The organism is Bacillus sp. LBG-1-113 (assembly GCF_020708615.1).
Lineage (GTDB): Bacteria > Bacillota > Bacilli > Bacillales > Bacillaceae > Bacillus > Bacillus mojavensis.
Genome location: NZ_JAJFDG010000003.1, coordinates 14,869 through 32,563 on the forward strand (window position 1 = coordinate 14,869; position 17,695 = coordinate 32,563).

General features: G+C 35.8%; 19 protein-coding genes and 4 pseudogenes. 7 read left to right on the forward strand and 16 right to left on the reverse strand.

Features of this window, described 5'->3' with window-relative positions:
• Nucleotides 1-421: 421 nt before the first annotated feature.
• Complete coding sequence (locus LJF29_RS09685) at nt 422-580, forward strand: hypothetical protein (protein ID WP_229148191.1); 159 nt, start codon at nt 422-424, stop codon at nt 578-580.
• Nucleotides 581-802: 222 nt separating this feature from the next.
• Here LJF29_RS09685 and LJF29_RS09690 read toward each other — a convergent pair.
• The 3 genes and pseudogenes from LJF29_RS09690 to LJF29_RS09700 form a co-directional block, all read right to left on the reverse strand.
• Nucleotides 803-982, reverse strand: a pseudogene (locus LJF29_RS09690) (DUF255 domain-containing protein); the annotation flags it as partial.
• Nucleotides 983-1,117: 135 nt separating this feature from the next.
• Nucleotides 1,118-1,720: a YczE/YyaS/YitT family protein gene (locus LJF29_RS09695; protein ID WP_229148195.1), complete on the reverse strand. Its 603-nt coding sequence runs from the start codon at nt 1,718-1,720 to the stop codon at nt 1,118-1,120.
• Between the two features lie 10 nt (nt 1,721-1,730).
• Nucleotides 1,731-2,165, reverse strand: coding sequence for a GNAT family N-acetyltransferase (locus LJF29_RS09700; protein WP_229148197.1), 435 nt, complete (start codon nt 2,163-2,165; stop codon nt 1,731-1,733).
• A gap of 140 nt (nt 2,166-2,305) precedes the next feature.
• On the opposite strand from LJF29_RS09700, the gene LJF29_RS09705 reads away from it, so the two are divergent.
• A complete protein-coding gene (locus LJF29_RS09705; protein WP_229148199.1) occupies nt 2,306-2,758 on the forward strand; it encodes a MarR family winged helix-turn-helix transcriptional regulator in 453 nt (150 codons plus the stop codon).
• Between the two features lie 146 nt (nt 2,759-2,904).
• On the opposite strand, the gene LJF29_RS09710 is transcribed toward LJF29_RS09705, so the two are convergent.
• Nucleotides 2,905-3,774: an AraC family transcriptional regulator gene (locus LJF29_RS09710; RefSeq protein WP_229148686.1), complete on the reverse strand. Its 870-nt coding sequence runs from the start codon at nt 3,772-3,774 to the stop codon at nt 2,905-2,907.
• A gap of 126 nt (nt 3,775-3,900) precedes the next feature.
• Between LJF29_RS09710 and LJF29_RS09715 the strand changes: the two genes are divergently transcribed.
• On the forward strand, nt 3,901-4,854 hold the full coding sequence (locus LJF29_RS09715) for a DMT family transporter (protein ID WP_229148200.1): 954 nt from the start codon (nt 3,901-3,903) through the stop codon (nt 4,852-4,854).
• On the opposite strand, the gene LJF29_RS09720 is transcribed toward LJF29_RS09715, so the two are convergent.
• On the reverse strand, nt 4,820-5,089 hold the full coding sequence (locus LJF29_RS09720) for a DUF255 domain-containing protein (protein ID WP_229148202.1): 270 nt from the start codon (nt 5,087-5,089) through the stop codon (nt 4,820-4,822). The genes LJF29_RS09715 and LJF29_RS09720 overlap by 35 nt on opposite strands.
• A 281-nt stretch (nt 5,090-5,370) precedes the next feature.
• Nucleotides 5,371-5,640, reverse strand: a complete 270-nt coding sequence (locus LJF29_RS09725; RefSeq protein ID WP_229148204.1) for a hypothetical protein — start codon at nt 5,638-5,640, stop codon at nt 5,371-5,373.
• Between the two features lie 330 nt (nt 5,641-5,970).
• Between LJF29_RS09725 and LJF29_RS09730 the strand changes: the two genes are divergently transcribed.
• On the forward strand, nt 5,971-6,252 hold the full coding sequence (locus LJF29_RS09730) for an LCI fold-containing protein (RefSeq protein ID WP_229148205.1): 282 nt from the start codon (nt 5,971-5,973) through the stop codon (nt 6,250-6,252).
• Between the two features lie 1,164 nt (nt 6,253-7,416).
• On the opposite strand, the gene fabF is transcribed toward LJF29_RS09730, so the two are convergent.
• Nucleotides 7,417-8,649, reverse strand: a complete 1,233-nt coding sequence (fabF, locus tag LJF29_RS09735; RefSeq protein ID WP_229148206.1) for a beta-ketoacyl-ACP synthase II — start codon at nt 8,647-8,649, stop codon at nt 7,417-7,419.
• A gap of 103 nt (nt 8,650-8,752) precedes the next feature.
• Between fabF and LJF29_RS09740 the strand changes: the two genes are divergently transcribed.
• Nucleotides 8,753-9,589 carry a helix-turn-helix transcriptional regulator gene (locus LJF29_RS09740; RefSeq protein ID WP_106019906.1) on the forward strand — a complete coding sequence of 279 codons (837 nt, stop codon included), beginning with the start codon at nt 8,753-8,755 and terminating at the stop codon, nt 9,587-9,589.
• Between the two features lie 436 nt (nt 9,590-10,025).
• Here LJF29_RS09740 and LJF29_RS09745 read toward each other — a convergent pair whose 3' ends face one another.
• The 3 genes and pseudogenes from LJF29_RS09745 to LJF29_RS09755 all read right to left on the reverse strand — a co-directional run bounded on the left by LJF29_RS09745 (nt 10,026) and on the right by LJF29_RS09755 (nt 12,203).
• The gene (locus LJF29_RS09745; RefSeq protein ID WP_229148208.1) at nt 10,026-10,388 is read right to left on the reverse strand and encodes an MmcQ/YjbR family DNA-binding protein; all 363 of its coding nucleotides are present in this window, start codon (nt 10,386-10,388) and stop codon (nt 10,026-10,028) included.
• A 118-nt stretch (nt 10,389-10,506) separates the two neighbouring features.
• A pseudogene (locus tag LJF29_RS09750) lies at nt 10,507-10,687 on the reverse strand (DUF255 domain-containing protein); the annotation flags it as partial.
• A gap of 133 nt (nt 10,688-10,820) precedes the next feature.
• Nucleotides 10,821-12,203, reverse strand: coding sequence for a PLP-dependent aminotransferase family protein (locus LJF29_RS09755; protein ID WP_229148210.1), 1,383 nt, complete (start codon nt 12,201-12,203; stop codon nt 10,821-10,823).
• 116 nt (nt 12,204-12,319) lie between these two features.
• Here LJF29_RS09755 and LJF29_RS09760 point away from each other — a divergent pair, with 116 nt between their 5' ends.
• Both LJF29_RS09760 and LJF29_RS09765 read left to right on the forward strand, forming a co-directional pair.
• On the forward strand, nt 12,320-12,934 hold the full coding sequence (locus LJF29_RS09760) for an FMN-binding negative transcriptional regulator (protein WP_229148211.1): 615 nt from the start codon (nt 12,320-12,322) through the stop codon (nt 12,932-12,934).
• Nucleotides 12,935-12,961: 27 nt separating this feature from the next.
• The gene (locus LJF29_RS09765; RefSeq protein WP_229148213.1) at nt 12,962-13,762 is read left to right on the forward strand and encodes a dihydrodipicolinate synthase family protein; all 801 of its coding nucleotides are present in this window, start codon (nt 12,962-12,964) and stop codon (nt 13,760-13,762) included.
• Nucleotides 13,763-13,843: 81 nt separating this feature from the next.
• Here the strand turns inward: LJF29_RS09765 and LJF29_RS21300 are convergent.
• The 6 genes and pseudogenes from LJF29_RS21300 to LJF29_RS09790 form a co-directional block, all read right to left on the reverse strand.
• Nucleotides 13,844-13,930 (reverse strand): annotated as a pseudogene (locus tag LJF29_RS21300) (thymidylate kinase); the annotation flags it as partial.
• A 577-nt stretch (nt 13,931-14,507) separates the two neighbouring features.
• A pseudogene (locus LJF29_RS09770) lies at nt 14,508-15,008 on the reverse strand (AraC family transcriptional regulator); the annotation flags it as partial.
• A gap of 95 nt (nt 15,009-15,103) precedes the next feature.
• Entirely contained in the window at nt 15,104-15,793 is a 690-nt protein-coding gene (locus LJF29_RS09775) for a DUF554 domain-containing protein (protein WP_229148214.1), read from the reverse strand.
• Between the two features lie 90 nt (nt 15,794-15,883).
• Complete coding sequence (locus LJF29_RS09780) at nt 15,884-16,696, reverse strand: MerR family transcriptional regulator (protein ID WP_106019903.1); 813 nt, start codon at nt 16,694-16,696, stop codon at nt 15,884-15,886.
• Between the two features lie 180 nt (nt 16,697-16,876).
• Nucleotides 16,877-16,996, reverse strand: a complete 120-nt coding sequence (locus LJF29_RS09785) for a DUF255 domain-containing protein (RefSeq protein WP_267496017.1) — start codon at nt 16,994-16,996, stop codon at nt 16,877-16,879.
• Nucleotides 16,997-17,185: 189 nt separating this feature from the next.
• Nucleotides 17,186-17,371, reverse strand: coding sequence for a hypothetical protein (locus tag LJF29_RS09790; RefSeq protein ID WP_229148216.1), 186 nt, complete (start codon nt 17,369-17,371; stop codon nt 17,186-17,188).
• Between the last annotated feature and the right edge of the window lie 324 nt (nt 17,372-17,695).

Below are 17,695 nucleotides of genomic sequence, written 5' to 3' on the forward strand. Positions count from 1 at the left end.
CTTAATGGCCGTGCGTATTGATAAGGCGAAGTGTCGCTGGCTTTGAGATTAAGAGAGAATTGATTGCTTATGTGACGCAAAGTGGCATTCCGTCTATCAGCCTTCAACCTACATTTTATATGGGAAATTTCCTTATTCCTGGTGTTGTAGGCAATCAAACACTGGCTTATCCTGTACCAGCTGATTCTGCAATCGCTTGGGATTAGCATGGAAGATGCGGCTGCTTATGGAGTATATACGCTTAATCATCCAGAGTTGGCAGGACAGACATTGCCTATCGTAGGACCTGATGCACTGACAGGAAATCAACTGGCTGAGCAATTAAGTACTGCATTGAAAGGAGATACAGTTTTACTCTCTCCCAGTGGAAGCGTTCGAAGAATCATTAGCTCTAGTATTAGGAAAGGAAACAGCAGGAGGCTTGGCCGACTCGTACAAATGGGTGGGATTAAATACTGAATTACTGCCCAAACCTGATCAAGTCATTAACGAAATGCGAGCTGCTGTACCCGGCACCCCATTCGCAGAGTGGGTGAAACAAGCTATTCAGCAAAGATTTTTCGCACCCGTCACTGAGTAAACGGTAATAGCTAATTCACGAAAAGAACCTTCAAAGTAGAACTTGACCTAATTATTCACATTAAACCGAAATAAAAGTAGGAAGAAAAAATCTAGAGGATGCCTACTACCATTGAAATTATTGAACGAAACACTTCCTGTTTTTTTAAAACTAATAGGAAGTGGCAAAGTTATTTCTCGTCTTGAGAAATAACTTTTTTCTTGTACAATGTGTAGCTATACGAACTTGACACCAATGGCAAGTCGAATAACCGATGCTGACCAGAACCGGCTTGTTTTCCCGTTTTGCTTTTTCGAAGGCTTCTTCTCCCCAAGGGAACCAGTCTACGGGGTTGTGGGCATGTTGAAGTAAATAAGGAGACTTTTCAGCGATTAATCTATTGGGCTTATTGTTAGTGAGCATGGGATCACCTTCTTTCGATACAGTTTCTTATCAGTATGGTCTTTCCAATATCTAATATACCAAATATCAAAAAAGAAGAGGTCTTTTAGGGTTAGCCTCTTCTTTTCTTTTCTTTTTATAAGGTGATTCCAGACCTCAATTGGATAAAAGGCGACGTTCAACAATAGACATAAAAAAGTGAAGGATCATGCCTCCTAAACACACAGTTAAAATGGTTCCGATACCGACAGGGCCTTTACATATATAAGCCAACAATAAGAAAAAAGCATACAATACTGTTCTTGAAAATAGGATGGTTCTTTTTGAAATATCTCGAATAATGAGTGTTAAATGATCGATAGGCGTTGATGCAAATTTTGTTTGAAGATAGATGGCTGTTCCAAGACCAATGAATACCAAACCAACTCCGAAACACGTCAGTTTGCTAAACCACATGCTTGTGTAGATGACATGTTTTATGAGGAACAACCACAGATCAATGCCTATTCCAGTCACGAATGCTGTAATCAAACCTAAAAAAACAGGTTTCTTTCTTGTTAATATAGAGTTACAGATTAAGGTGATGACAGAAATAAGGACCTCCCAGCTTCCTACGGTAAGACCGACTTCTTTGGAAAGGCCAACCAAAAGGGCATCGAATGGGGAAGTACCTAGTCCTGATTGTATTGTTAAAGAAATGCCTAAACTTAATACGAGTATACCTAGTCCGTAATAAACATACTTCTTTTTATTAGACATGATTTGTATTTCAAGATATTTCTTTTTTCATCAAGACGTGTGGAATTCCGTCTTCCATAAATTCATCTGAAGCAGTTTGATAGCCCAGTTTTTTATAAAAGCCTTCTGCATGTGTTTGCCCATGCAGCTTAATCTTAGTAATGCCTTTTTCTTGCATGATTTTTTCCAGCTCTCCAATGATGATTTTGCCCAAACCGTACTTACGATAAGGTTTTAGGATACAGATTCTTTCCAGCTTACCTGTATGATCAACGATGCGCACACGGCCTGTGCCGACAGGCTGATTCTCATGATATACCAAGACATGCTGGCATTGTTCATTGAGTGTATCGAATTGATCGAACTCATCGGATTCAGGTACTTGCTGTTCTTCAATGAATACCGATTTTCTAATATCTTGAGCAACATGTAAATCATTTTCAGTTGTTATTCTTTTTATATTCATTATTTATCAATCCTTTTCTGATATTAGTCTGGACTGTACAGCATGCGTGTGGTCTTATAAAAGTAAGGTTAAATTATTTTTGTTGTAATTGCAACAAAAATAGATGTAATTACAACAAAAATATGTGAGGAGTTTTGGGTATGAACGACATTTTACGAGAGATCGGCATGATAGCCAGAGCTTTAGATTCCATAAGCAATATTGAATTTAAAGATTTGGACTTAACGAGAGGGCAGTATCTCTATCTTGTACGTATATACGAAAACCCCGGTGTTATTCAAGATAAATTGGCTGAAATGATAAAAGTTGACCGAACAACGGCTGCGCGGGCAATTAAGAAATTGGAAATACAAGGATTGATTGAAAAACAGCCGGACAGACAGAATAAAAAAATAAAAAAGCTGTTCACGACTGAGAAAGGGAAAAAAGTTTATCCTTTTTTAAAAAAAGAAGAAGAACATTCTATGAAAGTGGCCTGGTCTGATTTTTCACCTGAGGAAAAGGAAACCATTTTTAAACTTCTTCACAGAGTCAGGAAAAATGTAGAACGGGATTGGGAAAATGTGAAGAAGGGAAACAAAAGGGACTACTAAAGTACAAAATTTCAACTTTAAAAGTTTTAGAGCACATTATGTGGTATAGTCCCTTCAATAAAAATATGTGTAATGGCATCAATGGCTAGTTTAACAGCCTATAAATAAACTCCCTTTATTTATAAATTGTAGAAGCATCCTTAGAATTAATGCCTCATATGAATCTTTTTGTATGAGAATGGTGTCATATTCATAGCTTGTTGAAATTTACTTATGAAATAACTGGTACTGTTAAATCCAACTTGATAAGACACTTCTGTCACAGTGGTTTCCGGGTGTTGCAGTAATAGTAAGCTTTTTTGGATTCTATAATCCAGTACGTAACGTAACGGCGTCTTATTCAGCATTCGTTTAAAATAACGGCAGCACTCAGAACGGCTTAATTGGCCAGCTTTTGCAATGTCTTCTAATGTCATTTTCTCAGCATAATGGAGATGTATCCAGTTTAACATTTGTTTCATTCGATGACTTTTTATCATTTCAGATTGATCGTACTTTAATTGAAAACCATTAACGACTAAGTTTTTCCATATTAAAGTTAATTGCATGGTAATGTCAATTTCATAGAGCGATGTCTTTTGTTGAACCAATTGATTTATTTTTTTTACAGCTTGTAGAATGTTATTTGCCCAATGTTGATTTCCACCCAAAAATAAATGGGATAAATTAGTTGAAAGAATATAGGGCTGAACATAGCTTGAATACAGCTCTTGAGCTAAAACGAAATGGGGTGAAACATTTAAACAAATGTAAGTACAACCCGAGTGATCCTTTTCCTCTGCCATGTGCAAGCAGCCACTATTAATAAATAATCCATCACCTTCTTGAACCTCTATTTTTTCTTCATTTATTTGAAAGACAGCTATCCCTTTTAGTATCAAAACAAATTGAATTTCGTCATGCCAATGAAGCGGTATATAGCCATTTATATTTTGATTGATCCTTGTCTCGTAACATGCAACTGGTAATGCAACCGTTCGGTGTTCTGTTAATTCCTTTAAGTTTTGATCAACCATAAAATTTTTTACTTGCACCCTTTCCACCTCAATATATTTATATTTTTTTGTTCGATTTAAGTATTTTTTATGAGATTTTGAATTTATGATAACACTATTATTATATTTATTAGCGAGGGATCTTGCATGAATAATTCAAATAGAAGAATGGGATTGTTCTATGTTATAACAGGGGCGACATGTTGGGGAATTGGGGGTACAGTAGCCAAAAAACTTTTTCAAGGTGATCAAATTGATGTCAATTGGCTTGTAACGATACGCTTACTTACGGCTGGCATTTTACTCTTGATGCTTCAATTGTTCAGAAAGAATCGGATTCAGATTATCGAGATTTGGAAAAATAAAGCCACAGCTTGTCAGCTTCTTATTTTTGGCTTATTCGGAATGCTAGCTGTGCAGTACACATATATGGCATCCATTCAACATGGGAATGCAGCGGTTGCTACGTTATTACAATATTTATCCCCAGTAATCGTTATTATCTACTCGCTTTTGCGAAAACGAACGGTTCTTACCAAACAAGATATCATAACAGTATCACTTGCTCTGGCGGGGTGCTTTTTTCTACTAACAAATGGTTCACTTTCTCAACTTTCAGTACCGGTAGCTGCGGTCGTATGGGGAGTTTTATCAGGATTCGCGGCAGCTTTCTATACTTTATATGCCGTTGGCTTATTAAATAAATTTAATTCTCTTGTTGTTGTAGGCTGGGCTATGATTATTGGCAGTTTTGCATTAAGTTTTATTCATCCGCCATGGCAAATGGATTTTAAAAGTTTAACTGCTGAGGTGTATGTATATATTATATTTGTAATAGTGTTTGGGACAATGATTGCGTTCTGGTTCTTCATAAAAAGTCTGCAAAGCCTCTCACCTAAAGAAACAAGCTTGTTAGGAAGCTTAGAGCCTCTATCTGCAGTTGTCACAACTGTTGTTTGGTTAAAGGAACCATTTGGGTATTTTCAGTGGATTGGTGCTGTATGTATTATAGGAATCACTCTGATATTGGCTTTGCATAAAGGGCCTTCTAAGCGGAGTGAGAAATCTAATTTGAAGATTGGGGAATCTTGCAAACACTAAAAGTTAAAAGGAAAAAAGAACCTGTAGAATTAACTATTTTGCCGCCCTTAAAAGGGCTTTTTTTGTAAAACTTTAAGGTCACTTTAGCAGACATAAGAACCGGCTTGTTTTCGCGTTTTGCTTTTTCGAAGGCTTCTTCTCCCCAGGGGTACCAGTCAACTGGGTTGTGGGCGTGTTGAAGTAAGTATGGTGATTTCTCAGCGATTAATCTATTGGGTTTATTGTTAGTGGGCATGGGATCACCTTCTTTCTTTTTTTATTTATTTATTTATTTATTTGCCTTTAGGTTACCACAATAATTATGAATAAATACAAAGATTAGCCGATTTACTTAAAGGAGTGAGATAGAAATATAGTATAGTGTTTAATTATGTTAATGGATGGAGACGCCGTCCTGTTAAGTCTTTTTTTTATTTTATTACAGGAGAATAGATATTTTAAGGAATAAAAGCTGCCGAGATTTTCTCGGCAGCCTGAGGCTCTCTCTATGATTGAGCCTTTTAAATAATTCTTTTACTAATCTAACCCGCCGTTTCCTGAATAAGTAGCACTTCCATGAGGCGTAAATCTTAACTGTGCACCTTTAAATGTCTTGCTTTTACCGGAGACTGTATAAAATTTGTCACCATAAATATGTCCGTTGACTTTTCGGCTTCCCGATACGTTATCACCTAGCGCATTTTTTCTAACATTATTAGCTGATACAGCATATACACTTGTGGTTGCCGAGGTTACCACTACAGAAAAGACCAACAATACAATTAAGCTAGAAAAAAGCTTTTTCATCCTTCTCACTCTCCCTTTTTTTATGTCATAATAATTGAGATTCTTCAAAACTAAATTAGCTTGTTAGAAACATATATACTATGAGAGAAAACACTTCTGACTCCTTCGTATCACTTCATTTCAGAATCGAGACAATTTGAGTTTACGTTCAAACCAAACTAAATCCTGTAAATTATTTTATAAATGATAGAATCAATAAGTGAAACGGTGAGTATTGATTTACTTAAATTCCTTTTTATTACAAATACAGTATCCAAGACCCTTTCAATGGAGAGTTATTCCTCTTATAATTAAGGTGTATTACAAAATTTAGGAATGGAGATGATTCACATGAAATTGAGAAGGACAATTACTGGAGTTGCTTTATCTTTAGGATTGCTTTTACCTGTTTCTGGACAAGCTCTTGCTTCAAATGATTCAACGGATGGGGATATGCGTACGAAGGCTACTTCAATTGTAGATTGTTCTATAACTCCATTTAAAGGCGCAAGTAATAGATTATGTATGTATTCAGATAATGGCGTTTTTGCAAATAGTTTTGATCGGTTTGGTACTACATTTTTCTTTAAAGGCAAAGCTGGAAATTATGCATATTATGAAAGCACAAGGTAGATAAGACAACGGGGGCTTTTAGCCCCTCAGGCTGAGAGAACATCTCGACAAAAGTGCAGCTTTGCAGCATGGGATTCGCTACGGCCGATTGAGGGGAAAACAAGACGTAAGTGGCAAGTTCTTCTCCCATCTGCATGTCAGAACATGAAAAAGACTCACAAGTTAGGGGATTTGGTGAAATTAACATACTAGACATAAATACAGTAACTTATATAAATAGACTCTCATATAATTTAAAGACGACAATTTAGATATAGATTTAGCGATCAATCTCATATTTAGACTACAAGGTATATTATCAAAGGATAACCTAGACTGGTAATATAGATAATATTATAAAAAAATAATTATAATGAGTAAAGACAACGATACGTTGTCTTATTTTGCTTAGATAATATCCCTAAAAACCCATTTTATAGAATTGGTTTGTGAAAGTAAATAAGTTGGATCTCTGAATGATGTATTGGTTATTTTAATAAACCTGCCACCAATGCCGAGTTGAATAGCCTATAATCTCACTTTAAATACAAGTATTACAAAATAAAAAATAGAGCTCTATCCTAAGTTCACTTGTTTTTTTAAACTGGAAATATATAAGTCAAAACTAAAAAAACAATAATACAAATTATAAATTGAATAACTCTGTCTATAAACCAATAGTTAGTAAAGTTAATTTCATTTGTCACCTGAATGACAGCAAAAACTGCAAATAAAATTAGTATGAATTTAAATGACTCTTTGTTCAAATTAATCAACACTTTCTTTAGAGAATTGCATATACAACACCTTGTGCAATATATCCACAAGAACTAGCAACTGCATGCCAAACATACTTATCAAGATAGTCTGTTACTGTATCATGTACTTCATCTAATGGACCCATTTTCCTCTAAGCCTGTACCTGCGTCATTTTCATTTGAGAAAAAACAGTCCCTTTAACTTCAAAACTTTGATTATTTAGCTCTAGTTTGTCTGTAGTTAAAGCGCTGGAAAAAGGTGCTACAACTCCCAATGATATCGTTTTTTTAAGTATTCTCTTTCCTCTATTTAATATACCAGAAGTTAAGGCTCGGCATAATGTGTCTGTATGGTATTCCATAATGAAAATCAAGGGCTATAAACCCTTGATAGATTTATTATTTCACCTTTGAACTAGATGGGTCTTCAATCGTAATGCTTTAACACGATTGCTGAATTATGTCCGCCGAAACCAAAAGAATTTGATAGCCCATATTTCAATGGAAGATGTCTCGCTTCTGATACAACATCTAAGTCGCAATCTGGATCTTGATTCTCTACATTAATAGTTGGCGGAATCATTCCTTGTCTCAAACTTTCCACTAAAGCAATTGCTTCTACTCCGCCAGCAGCACCAAGCATGTGCCCAGTCATTGACTTGTTTGCAGTTGTTGGAATTTCACGTGAATGTTCCCCAAATAATTTCTTAATAGCTAGAACTTCTGAACGATCACCTACTTGTGTACTTGTTGCATGAGCACTAATAACATCAATTTCACCTGTTGATATATTTGCACTTCTCAATGCTTTTTTCATGGCTAAGTAGGCACCCTTACCTTCTGGGTGTGATGCTACCATATGATGAGCATCTGAACTAGCTCCGTACCCCACTACTTCACATAATATCGGCGCATCTCTAAGAATAGCGTTTTCTAATGATTCTAATACTAAGATACCTGCGCCTTCACTCATAACAAAGCCATCTCTATCTGTATCGAACGGACGGCTGGCTCGACTTGGATCTTGGTTTCTTGTAGATAGTGCATGGGCGTTTCCAAAACTAGCCAAAGATATCTGTGTGATTGCAGCTTCTGCTCCACCGGCAAATATAATATCTGCTTCATCATTTCGGATAGCATTGAAAGCTTCACCAATAGAGGTATTCCCGATTGAACAGGCTGTGACTGGTGATAATGATGGTCCTTGTGCTCCTAATCTTATGCTTATTTGGGCCGCAGCTGCATTAGAAATCATCATTGGTACAAGGCTGGGGCTTACTCTCGCGGGACCTCGTTTATTTAATACATTCACATTATCAACAAGGGATTGTATGCCTCCGATTCCTGAACCAACATATACCCCTAACCGTTCAAGATCAACATGATCTAACTGTAATTGTGAATGTTCTAATGCTTGTTCGGCTGCTGCTAAGGCAAACTGACTAAAACGATCTAATCGTTTTGCTTCTTTTCTCCCCAATATTTCATCTGCATCGAAATCACGAACGATTCCGGCTATCTTTGTTTTATAATCAGCAGTATCAAAAGAATCAATGAGAGATATTCCCGAGTGTCCTTTAACTAGTTGATTCCAAAAGCTGTTTACATCATTTCCTAGTGGAGAAATAACTCCCATTCCAGTAATGACAACTCTTTTCATGATCATTCCCTCCTCGTTTTTATTAACTTTAGCTATTGTGTTATCCTATTACAAGTTGTTGTTTATCCTAGTATAATTAATACTATTTTAAAGGGAGATCTTAATGAAACCTGAAACAAGACTTCAAGCTTTATCAGAATTTCTAAAGAACCAACGTTCGAAAATCACTCCCCAAATGGTTGGTTTACCTGTAGGAACCCGCAGAAGAACACCAGGACTAAGAAGAGAAGAAGTGGCTCAACTAGCCGGTGTAAGTCTTACTTGGTATACATGGTTAGAGCAAGGCAGAGATATAAAAGTATCTACTTCGGTATTAGATGCTATTTCTCGAGCATTACAATTAAATAACGATGAAAGGAGATATTTGTATGCTCTAGCGTTAGAGGAAGGAGTGAAACAACCCTTTATAAATGAGAAGGAGAAGGAAATCAGTCCGGCTTTAGTAAAAATGTTGCAGGAACTTCGTTATTGCCCAACGATTATATCAGATAGAAGAAGTCAGATTGTTGGGTGGAATCAAGCAGCAGCTAATGTATTTTTGGATTTTGAACAAATCAACCCGGCAGAAAGGAATATAATACGCTTACTATTCGCAAGAAAGGAATTTAAAAGTTTAGCTGTGAATTGGGAGCATTTTGTTAGAGGATATATCGCAATATTTAGAACGTATTATGGCCAGTATGTGGCTGATGACTGGTATGAGCAATTTATACAAGAAATGGAACAGGCATATCCTGAGTTTCGTAAAATTTGGAATGAAAATGAGATAAGCTCTGCTCCTGAAGTATTAATTGAGTTTCGTCATGCTAAGGTAGGTAAAATGTTGTTTAATCTTACTTCATTACAAGTGCATGGGGATACTGATTTAAGATGCAGCGTCTATACTCCAGTTGAGAATACTGAAACTGAGCTTAAGTTAAAACGTTTAATTGAAGGCTAGCTATGATAAATTATTGATGTGCATAAATGACAATGTTCTTTTGAATAGCCAAGGTTAGCTATCGTTTGGAGAGTAGAAGTTATTCAAGTAATACTTTCTTTACTTTGTTTAGATTGTAAATAAAAAAACAACTAGCATATAGTTCCCATTCGTTTTTTGTATTTGGATGAAGTTGTTGTGTGCAACTAATATAAAAAAGATCCTATGCCACCAAAGACATGTCGAATAGCCGAATGTAGTTACGTTCGACATGTTGTCATAACGTTGCTTTACAAGAATAATTCAGGTTTTCTTGAAATGTTTTACTTGAGAATCAGTACTCATAATATATTATGATGGGCGGTTAACAGCACTTTCTTCTTCAAAAAGATAGTTTTAAGTAGCGTTGGGGGCATAGAGAGAAGAACAATGTCCTAAAATGAAAGGGCCCATTAATCTAGCTTGATTTAGTTAAATTAAAGCTCTGCTCGATGAAATAAAAAATTTCTCCTTCTGGATCTGTACGATCCAAAACAAGTGAAATCCAATGTTCCTTATCCATATGATATCCAGGAAGGATACTTTCCCCATTTCTTAAACTATCACTTATTTCAGGAGGACATTTTAGATTCAGAATATCTATTTCATCACTTCTATCAAATCCCAATTTTTCCGGGAGAACATTCATTATAAGACCGTACCATTTTCCGTTTGATTCATGTCTCAAAGAAGCATATCTAGGGAATTTACTCCACGGATAATCAGGCGATGTACCGTATTTTTCTTTGACGTGTTTAAAGATATCTTCTCTTGTTAACATACTTCAATCACTCCTCCAACTACTTACGGTCAATTTCTTCTCTCTTATTCCATCCTTGAAAAAAATCACAGGGATCTCTACTCAACGATCCTTGGTTGTCTACTTGGCTACTTTAATAGACATGGCACCAATGACATATCGAAAATAACCGATGCTGACCAGAACCGGCTTGTTTTCGCGTTTTGTTTTTTCGAAGGCTTCTTCTCCCCAGGGGTACCATCTAGGGGGTTGTGGGCGTGTTGAAGCAAATAAGGAGACTTCTCAGCGATTAATCGATTGGGTTTACTTTTGTTTGGCATGGGATCACCTTCTTTCTGAATTTAACTAAAGATAACATACCACATTTTTCTTTATTTAATTCTCATTATGGGTTTATTGCTGGTTCGCTGGCATGGGAGTATTTTTTAACTAGAGAAAACGAAGATATGTGTATTACAACCAGGCCCTTTTCAAAAGTTTTACACCCTGTGTGATTTCATCAAAGTCGAGATGAGCGAAACCTAACTTTATGATTGGTCTATTAGGATTTCTATTAACGAAATAAATGTTAGTAGGATATACTTTTACTCCATATTTTAAAGCACGTTGGATTAATCTTTCTTCTGAATAGTTCAGATGAACTTTCACTAATATATATAATCCAGACTGCTCACCAATAATCGTTAAATGATCTCCGAACTGCTTCTTTAAATTTGAAGTAAAGTGCTGCATTTTGCGTCTATATATGGTGCGCATGCGTTTAATATGGCGGGCCCATTCACCTTCTTTCATAAATTCGGCCATGGTTAGTTGGTTAAGCAAAGAAGCAGTGCTTTCGAAATGAAGAAAACGGTTTTTGTATCGATGTAATATAAGCTGGGGCAAAACCATATAGCTTAGGCGAACGCCTGGAAGAAAGGATTTTGAGAAATTTCCTAAATAGATGACTCTTTCTGAATGAATGGAGGCAAGGGCAGGAAATGGCTGCTGCGTATAACGGAATTCACTATCATAATCATCTTCAAGGATATATCCCTCTTTTTTATTAATCCAATTGATAAGTGTTTGACGTTGCTGAATGGGCATACTTACTCCGTAAGGGCTATGATGAGAAGGTGTCACATAAATTAATTTTTCTTTCATTGAATGTAACTTCGAAAAATCAGCCCCACTTTCAAAGACAGGTAATGTTTCTAGAGAAAACCCATGAAATTGAAATGCTTCTCTAGCCCCGTCGAAACCTGGATCCTCAACTATGATCCCGGAAAATTCATCTTTCAGAATATGACCAAGATAAACCAACATTTGCTGGGTACTGCTGCCAATGATAATGGAATTTGCATCAGTTTTCACCCCGCGGGATTCTAACAGATAAGCAGCTACTTGTTCACGTAGCTGTTTTTCTCCGAATGCTTCACCGTATAGGTAGCTTTTCTCTAATGTCAAAACTTGATTATACAATTTCCTCCATGTTTTCAGAGGGAAATGTTTTTGATCTACGGCACCTGCACGAAAATCAATCAGAACCCTTTCTTCTAACGTTATTGTTTGCTTACTTTGAAAAGAGTCATTTTTTTGTTGAAACAAAAAGGGTTCTACTTCATTTACAAAATATCCTTTTCTTTTTTCGCCCCGAATGTATCCCTCCGCTAAAAGTAGATCGTAGGCCATTAGCGTCGTATTGCGACTTACCTGCAGGGAATTTGCCAGTTCACGAATGGATGGTAATTGTTCATTTGCTTGGATATTTCCTTGCTCGATTAATATTTTGAATTGTTCATAAATTTGTTTGTATTTAGGAGTATTACTTTTAAAAGCAAAAATAATGTTTTTCATCGTCTTCTCCCCTGACATGTATATTTATTTGGAATTGTACCTTTTTAAATGTCAGTTAGTATCATATTATACTCTAAAAGCGCTTTATCAATCCATTTTGAGAGAGGAGAGTTTTTATGTATATCCCTGCCTCATTTCAGCTTAGTGAAGACGAAGCTTACGATGTTATAAAAGAGCATGGTTTTGCAACATTGTTTTCAATGCACGATGGTATGCCATATGCAACCCATTTGCCCTTGATGATAAGCAACGATAAAAATGACTTATACGGTCATTTTGCTCTACCGAATCCTCAATGGAAAGATATTGTAAGTCAATCCGTTTTAGCAGTTTTTCAAGGGCCTCATTGTTATATATCGCCCAAGTGGTATGAGACGAATCAGGCTGTACCTACATGGAATTACGTATCTGCTCATGTTTATGGGGAAGTTGAACTTTTGGATGAGGAAGAAACATTAAATTCAATGAGTGATCTGGTATTGAAATACGAAAGCCCTGACAGTCCATACAAACTAGGGGATGTCGAATCTAAATTGTTAGCGGGCATGAACAAAGGAGTAAAAGGTTTTAAAATCAAAATCAACAAAATAGAGGGGAAAGCGAAGCTAAGTCAAAATCATTCAATTTTACGGCAAGAATTAGTCGTTAACCAACTCAGTCGAATACCCCATACACACGAACAAATAATCTCTAGTTTAATGAAAGAAAATATAAACAAAAGAATGCAATAAGTTTATAAGTCGGAGGATTGCTTTATTATGAAAAATTTAAATGTTGCTATTCCTACTCCTTTTTATGAAGATGAGAGTTTATGTTTAGAAGGATTTGATCCTATTGTTGAATATTTACAAAATAACGGGATCGATTCCTTGCTTATATGCGGCACTACTGGTGAACAACATTCACTCAGCATTAATGAACGTATACAAATCATTGAACATTTCAATCAGCAAAAATTTGAGGATATTGAACTGATGTTTGGTGTGTCATCTATAAGAACAAGGGATGCTAGAAAGCTTATTGAAAAAATCGAAAAAACCAATATAGATGTTATATTACTTGGCTTTCCACCTTATATAAAACCAACACAACAGCAAACTATTTATTATGTTGATGAACTGCTTAGCCATACGTCTAAAGAGGTTGTGCTTTATAATAACCCTGCCCGAACCGGCTTTGATTTAAGCCAGAGAGCACTTAAAGACTTGGTCAGCCGGCATCCTAATATTATTGGACTGAAAGAAGGAGGCGACGTTCATCGTCATCAACAAACAAATCTTCCTAAAGACTTTATTATGTTTGCAGCAGGAGATGTAAACTTCCTAGAGTTAATCAATAATGGATGTAACGGTTTGTCGAGTATGGTAGGGAATGTTTATCCTCAAGAAGTCAAAGAAACTTTCAATAACTTGCTAGAGAATAAACCGGTTAAGCTAAATAAATTAAACGACCTAATAAATGAGGTTACAAACAATCATCCTATTGTTAATATAAAAGCGCACTATAATAAGGTTGGTATAAAAGTAGGTAATTGCCGATCACCACTTATATCACTTTAAAAGGAGGTTTGACATTAAAAGAGGTTGCTGTGAAACTTTCCTAACAGAGAAACATGTCACCAATGGCAAGATGTACTAGTATACAGGGTTGTGGGCATGCTGGAGTAAGTATGGAGACTTCTCAGTGATAAATCTATTGGGTTTTATTGTTAGTGGGCATGGGACCACCTTCCTATTTAGCGATTGGTTGCTATTTGAGTTTAGTTTATACCTTATTAAATTATCTAGATTAGATGTTATCTATTCGTTTAAGGAACACCAGACATTTGAATATTATGTGTGTTGGAAAACTGTGGGGGGAGAAACATAAACGGATTAACAATACTAAAAAGAGTGAGGGATAAACTATCAGGTTCCGTTGTTAAGTCCAAAACACAAAGAAACTATTAAAATGGCTTATGAAGTCACATTTGATTTCGTTAGGCATTTTTTTATTACTGTAAGAGGATTTTGGCCAGTTAAACTAAACTGCTAGTTAGCTTAAGCATACTTGTTCAAAATCTCTAATGAAGCAGGCAGACTGGGAAAATTGTTAGAAGAGATGCAGAAGATGTGATGGACAATATGTATTAACCCAGTATAACCGTCTCTTTGGTAATTTGTTGAATGGTATACTTTTTACTTTGATACATCTAGAAATGGGAAAGAGGAAGTAAACTTTCATAATTATGATATGGATTTACAATATTGAGAGCCTGCATTAAAAAAAACATACCAAATAAAAGAAGTTAGTATGTTTTTTATTTTCTGTTAAACTTTCCCGCATGGATGCAATTTCTGGATTAACCCCTTTGAAAATAATAGGAACTCTTTTTTTAATGCCAACGATGCGAAATGCCTTTTTTTCTTCAATACGATAGTTCATTTCACTTCCTCCTTTGATTGATAACTGGAAGGTCATGCGTGGATAAGCTTTAAGTGAATGGCCATTAATTCTAGCTTTTGATGGTTTTATGCCATGCAAATTTTGAAATGCCCGTGCAAAAGAATCTGGTGAGTTATACCCGTACTTTATTGCAATGTCAATCACTTTTACATTGCTGTCTTTAAGTTCAAAAGCTGCAAGAGTAAGACGTCTGCGACGAATATATTCGGATAATGAAATACCAGAAAGGAAGGAAAACATCCTTTTAAAATGATATTCAGAGCAGAATGCAAGCTTTGCTGCTTCCTTAAAATCAATATCATTAGTGAGGTTTTCTTCAATATACGTTAATGCTCTATTCATACTTTTAAGCAAATCCATTTATTTGACCTCCTTTAACAAAAGAATAACAGGGGTGAAATGTTTCTACCCGACCTTCCGTGCACAGTTTTGCAGGTTAATTTTAGATTAAGAATTTAAAATTGTAATCCAAATACATGAATAATTAAAATTACAATTGGCGGAATCAACAGTGATGGCAGGAGGTTCAGGGTTTTAAATTTTTTAATTCCCAGAATACTTAACCCTGAACTAAGAATTAGTACGCCGCCGACAATTGTGATTTCATTAATAAGGTCTGTATTTAATGCGCTTTCCATTAATTTTGCAAATAAGTATATCGAGCCTTGCCAGGTAAATAATACAACCGCAGATGCTGCTATCCCAAAACCAAATGTGGAAGCGAGAACAATGGAAGTGATCCCATCTAACATACCGTTTGTTAGAAGATAAGTATAATCATCATGCAGAGCAGCGTTAACAGGGCCTAATATTGATAACGAACCTATACAAAATAATAAGATGGCAGTTGATAAACCTTCGGCTAAATTGCTTTTAGAGAACTTGTTGACTAAATTGTTAAATCTTAGTTCTAGATTAATGCTCTGACCAATCAATCCCCCAATAGCTAAACTGACAATAAATAGAATTGGGTATTTACTAGAAGGCAAATGCTGTGTAAAGGCGTTAATCCCTAGTCCAACTGCGGCGAATCCCATTGCCTGCATAAGTATTTCTTGGTATTCATCTTTCATTCCTTTTTTGAATATACCTCCAATTAAACTTCCCGCAATGATCATAACTGTATTGAAAATTGTTCCAAACATAGGCTATCTCCTCCAATAATAGTTCCTTTCAAAAAAATAAACCCTCAAGTTACTTGAGGGTCAAGTGTATGTGACAGCTATTAATTAAGTTTATTTGATTGGCAAAAGTATCTCAGTCACATAATTGTCTGGATTATTAGTTACCCCGTAATCAATCAGCGTTATTTCGATTGAGTCGCCAGCCAATTCATAATGATGCTTTTTCATATATGTAAGTAACATTTCGTAGTATTTTGCCGCTTCTGAATGTGACCCTTTAAATCTAATTTGCAGATATTCTCTTGAGGGGAAAGTGATTTCAGGTGAAGTGATTTCATCTTCATCTTCCAGAACCATAAATATACTGGAATATCGGTCAAACTGATTTGATTTTATATTTGTTGCTGAAATGGATAATCCTACTTTCCCTAAAAATATATCTTTGTGGACTTTAAACTTAGTTCTCAATTCTGTTACCGGATACTCAATATCTTGACCAAGAATATATTCATGTTGTAAATACGCCACACGCAGTTCAGGAAGTTTGATTTTTGACATTTCTTCTAGCGGCATATTAACTGCGTCTTCCATTTGTTTAATGCGACGAGAGATCTTTCTCTCAATGCGTGCCAATTCCCTCTTTTTTCGATCAATTTCAGTTTGCTGGTCTTTCAGCAAGTGAATCAGAGTATCTACCTCAAGAGAATCATAAAAATCAAGCAGTTTATTTATTGGCAAACCTAATGTCCTCAGGTACTTGATTGTACTCAATCGTTCAAATTGTTGTGTAGAATAATATCTGTAGTTATTATGTTCGTCTGTAAATTCTGGTTTCAAGAGACCAATTTCATCATAATACCTAAGAGTAGGTATGTTTACATTGAATAACTTAGATACTTCTCCAATAGAGAAAAATTCCTTCATCCTAACAACCTCTCTGTTATTAAAGCGTGTTTAGTGACTGTTTATGTACATCCACATTATATATGATGCAGTAATCCTAAAGGTAAAGTTTTCCCTTATATAGACGGCTATAATCAAGATTGAGTTGATAAATATTATATCTATTCTTTATTTAATTTGTGGTGGATACAGATGGTTACTTTAGCGAACGCGGCACTGATGACAAGTCGAATAGCCGATGCTGACGAGAACCGGCTTGTTTTCACGTTTCGCTTTTTCAAATGCTTTCTCTTCCCAAGGAAACCCATCAAAATAGTTCATAAAGTGCGGACTGCAAATTACTGGATTTGGTTATTCTAGCGAACATGGCACCGGTACATGTCAGGACTTCGCTATTTATATAGTTTCAGGAACAATGGTTCGCAACATGATATGTCTTGAAGGTTTGAGTTTGAAATGTTATTTTATCATGAATTTCACACCTTCTACTCGTTCTCAATCACTCCGTAATCAATGCATATATCTTGATCTTTTGGAAAGAAGCTGCTTTGAACAGAAGTAAGGATAGCCAAAGATGATGAGTGGAGCTGCTAATGCAAGTAGTAACCAAGAACCTGAGTGAGTGTCTTTGATGACTCCTATGAATATACAAGTACCGATGAGAAGGTACAATAAAAAACCAAAAAACCAATACATACCTTGTTCCTCTTTTCCCTATAGTTTTTCTTTATTCTTTCATGGGGCATTTTGTAGATCCCTTCTGCTTTACTTCTTTGAGGATTTTAATGTATGGCGGGGCCGATTTTTAAACGTTTTTTCAGCCCTGATTCCTTTTCTTTGTAAGTTTATTATGATGAGATCAATTGGTTTCAAATTTCAATCCTCCCATATGAAAGTAACTCTCCATAATATATTTTAATTTTAAAATGGAATATAGAAAACGTACATAAGGGCATATCCTTATGTACGTTGGGGCAATTCTAAACTTTTGTTCATCTTGCGGATTGATTAAGTCCACAT

Coding starts and splice junctions, on each gene's coding strand:
- LJF29_RS09695 (WP_229148195.1), bottom strand. CDS start 1,720: ATGTCTAATAAAAAGAAGTATGTTTATTACGGACTAGGTATACTCGTA.
- LJF29_RS09700 (WP_229148197.1), bottom strand. CDS start 2,165: ATGAATATAAAAAGAATAACAACTGAAAATGATTTACATGTTGCTCAA.
- LJF29_RS09705 (WP_229148199.1), top strand. CDS start 2,306: ATGAACGACATTTTACGAGAGATCGGCATGATAGCCAGAGCTTTAGAT.
- LJF29_RS09710 (WP_229148686.1), bottom strand. CDS start 3,774: ATGGTTGATCAAAACTTAAAGGAATTAACAGAACACCGAACGGTTGCA.
- LJF29_RS09715 (WP_229148200.1), top strand. CDS start 3,901: ATGAATAATTCAAATAGAAGAATGGGATTGTTCTATGTTATAACAGGG.
- LJF29_RS09720 (WP_229148202.1), bottom strand. CDS start 5,089: ATGCCCACTAACAATAAACCCAATAGATTAATCGCTGAGAAATCACCA.
- LJF29_RS09725 (WP_229148204.1), bottom strand. CDS start 5,640: ATGAAAAAGCTTTTTTCTAGCTTAATTGTATTGTTGGTCTTTTCTGTA.
- LJF29_RS09730 (WP_229148205.1), top strand. CDS start 5,971: ATGAAATTGAGAAGGACAATTACTGGAGTTGCTTTATCTTTAGGATTG.
- fabF (WP_229148206.1), bottom strand. CDS start 8,649: ATGAAAAGAGTTGTCATTACTGGAATGGGAGTTATTTCTCCACTAGGA.
- LJF29_RS09740 (WP_106019906.1), top strand. CDS start 8,753: ATGAAACCTGAAACAAGACTTCAAGCTTTATCAGAATTTCTAAAGAAC.
- LJF29_RS09745 (WP_229148208.1), bottom strand. CDS start 10,388: ATGTTAACAAGAGAAGATATCTTTAAACACGTCAAAGAAAAATACGGT.
- LJF29_RS09755 (WP_229148210.1), bottom strand. CDS start 12,203: ATGAAAAACATTATTTTTGCTTTTAAAAGTAATACTCCTAAATACAAA.
- LJF29_RS09760 (WP_229148211.1), top strand. CDS start 12,320: ATGTATATCCCTGCCTCATTTCAGCTTAGTGAAGACGAAGCTTACGAT.
- LJF29_RS09765 (WP_229148213.1), top strand. CDS start 12,962: ATGAAAAATTTAAATGTTGCTATTCCTACTCCTTTTTATGAAGATGAG.
- LJF29_RS09775 (WP_229148214.1), bottom strand. CDS start 15,793: ATGTTTGGAACAATTTTCAATACAGTTATGATCATTGCGGGAAGTTTA.
- LJF29_RS09780 (WP_106019903.1), bottom strand. CDS start 16,696: ATGAAGGAATTTTTCTCTATTGGAGAAGTATCTAAGTTATTCAATGTA.
- LJF29_RS09785 (WP_267496017.1), bottom strand. CDS start 16,996: ATGAACTATTTTGATGGGTTTCCTTGGGAAGAGAAAGCATTTGAAAAA.
- LJF29_RS09790 (WP_229148216.1), bottom strand. CDS start 17,371: ATGTATTGGTTTTTTGGTTTTTTATTGTACCTTCTCATCGGTACTTGT.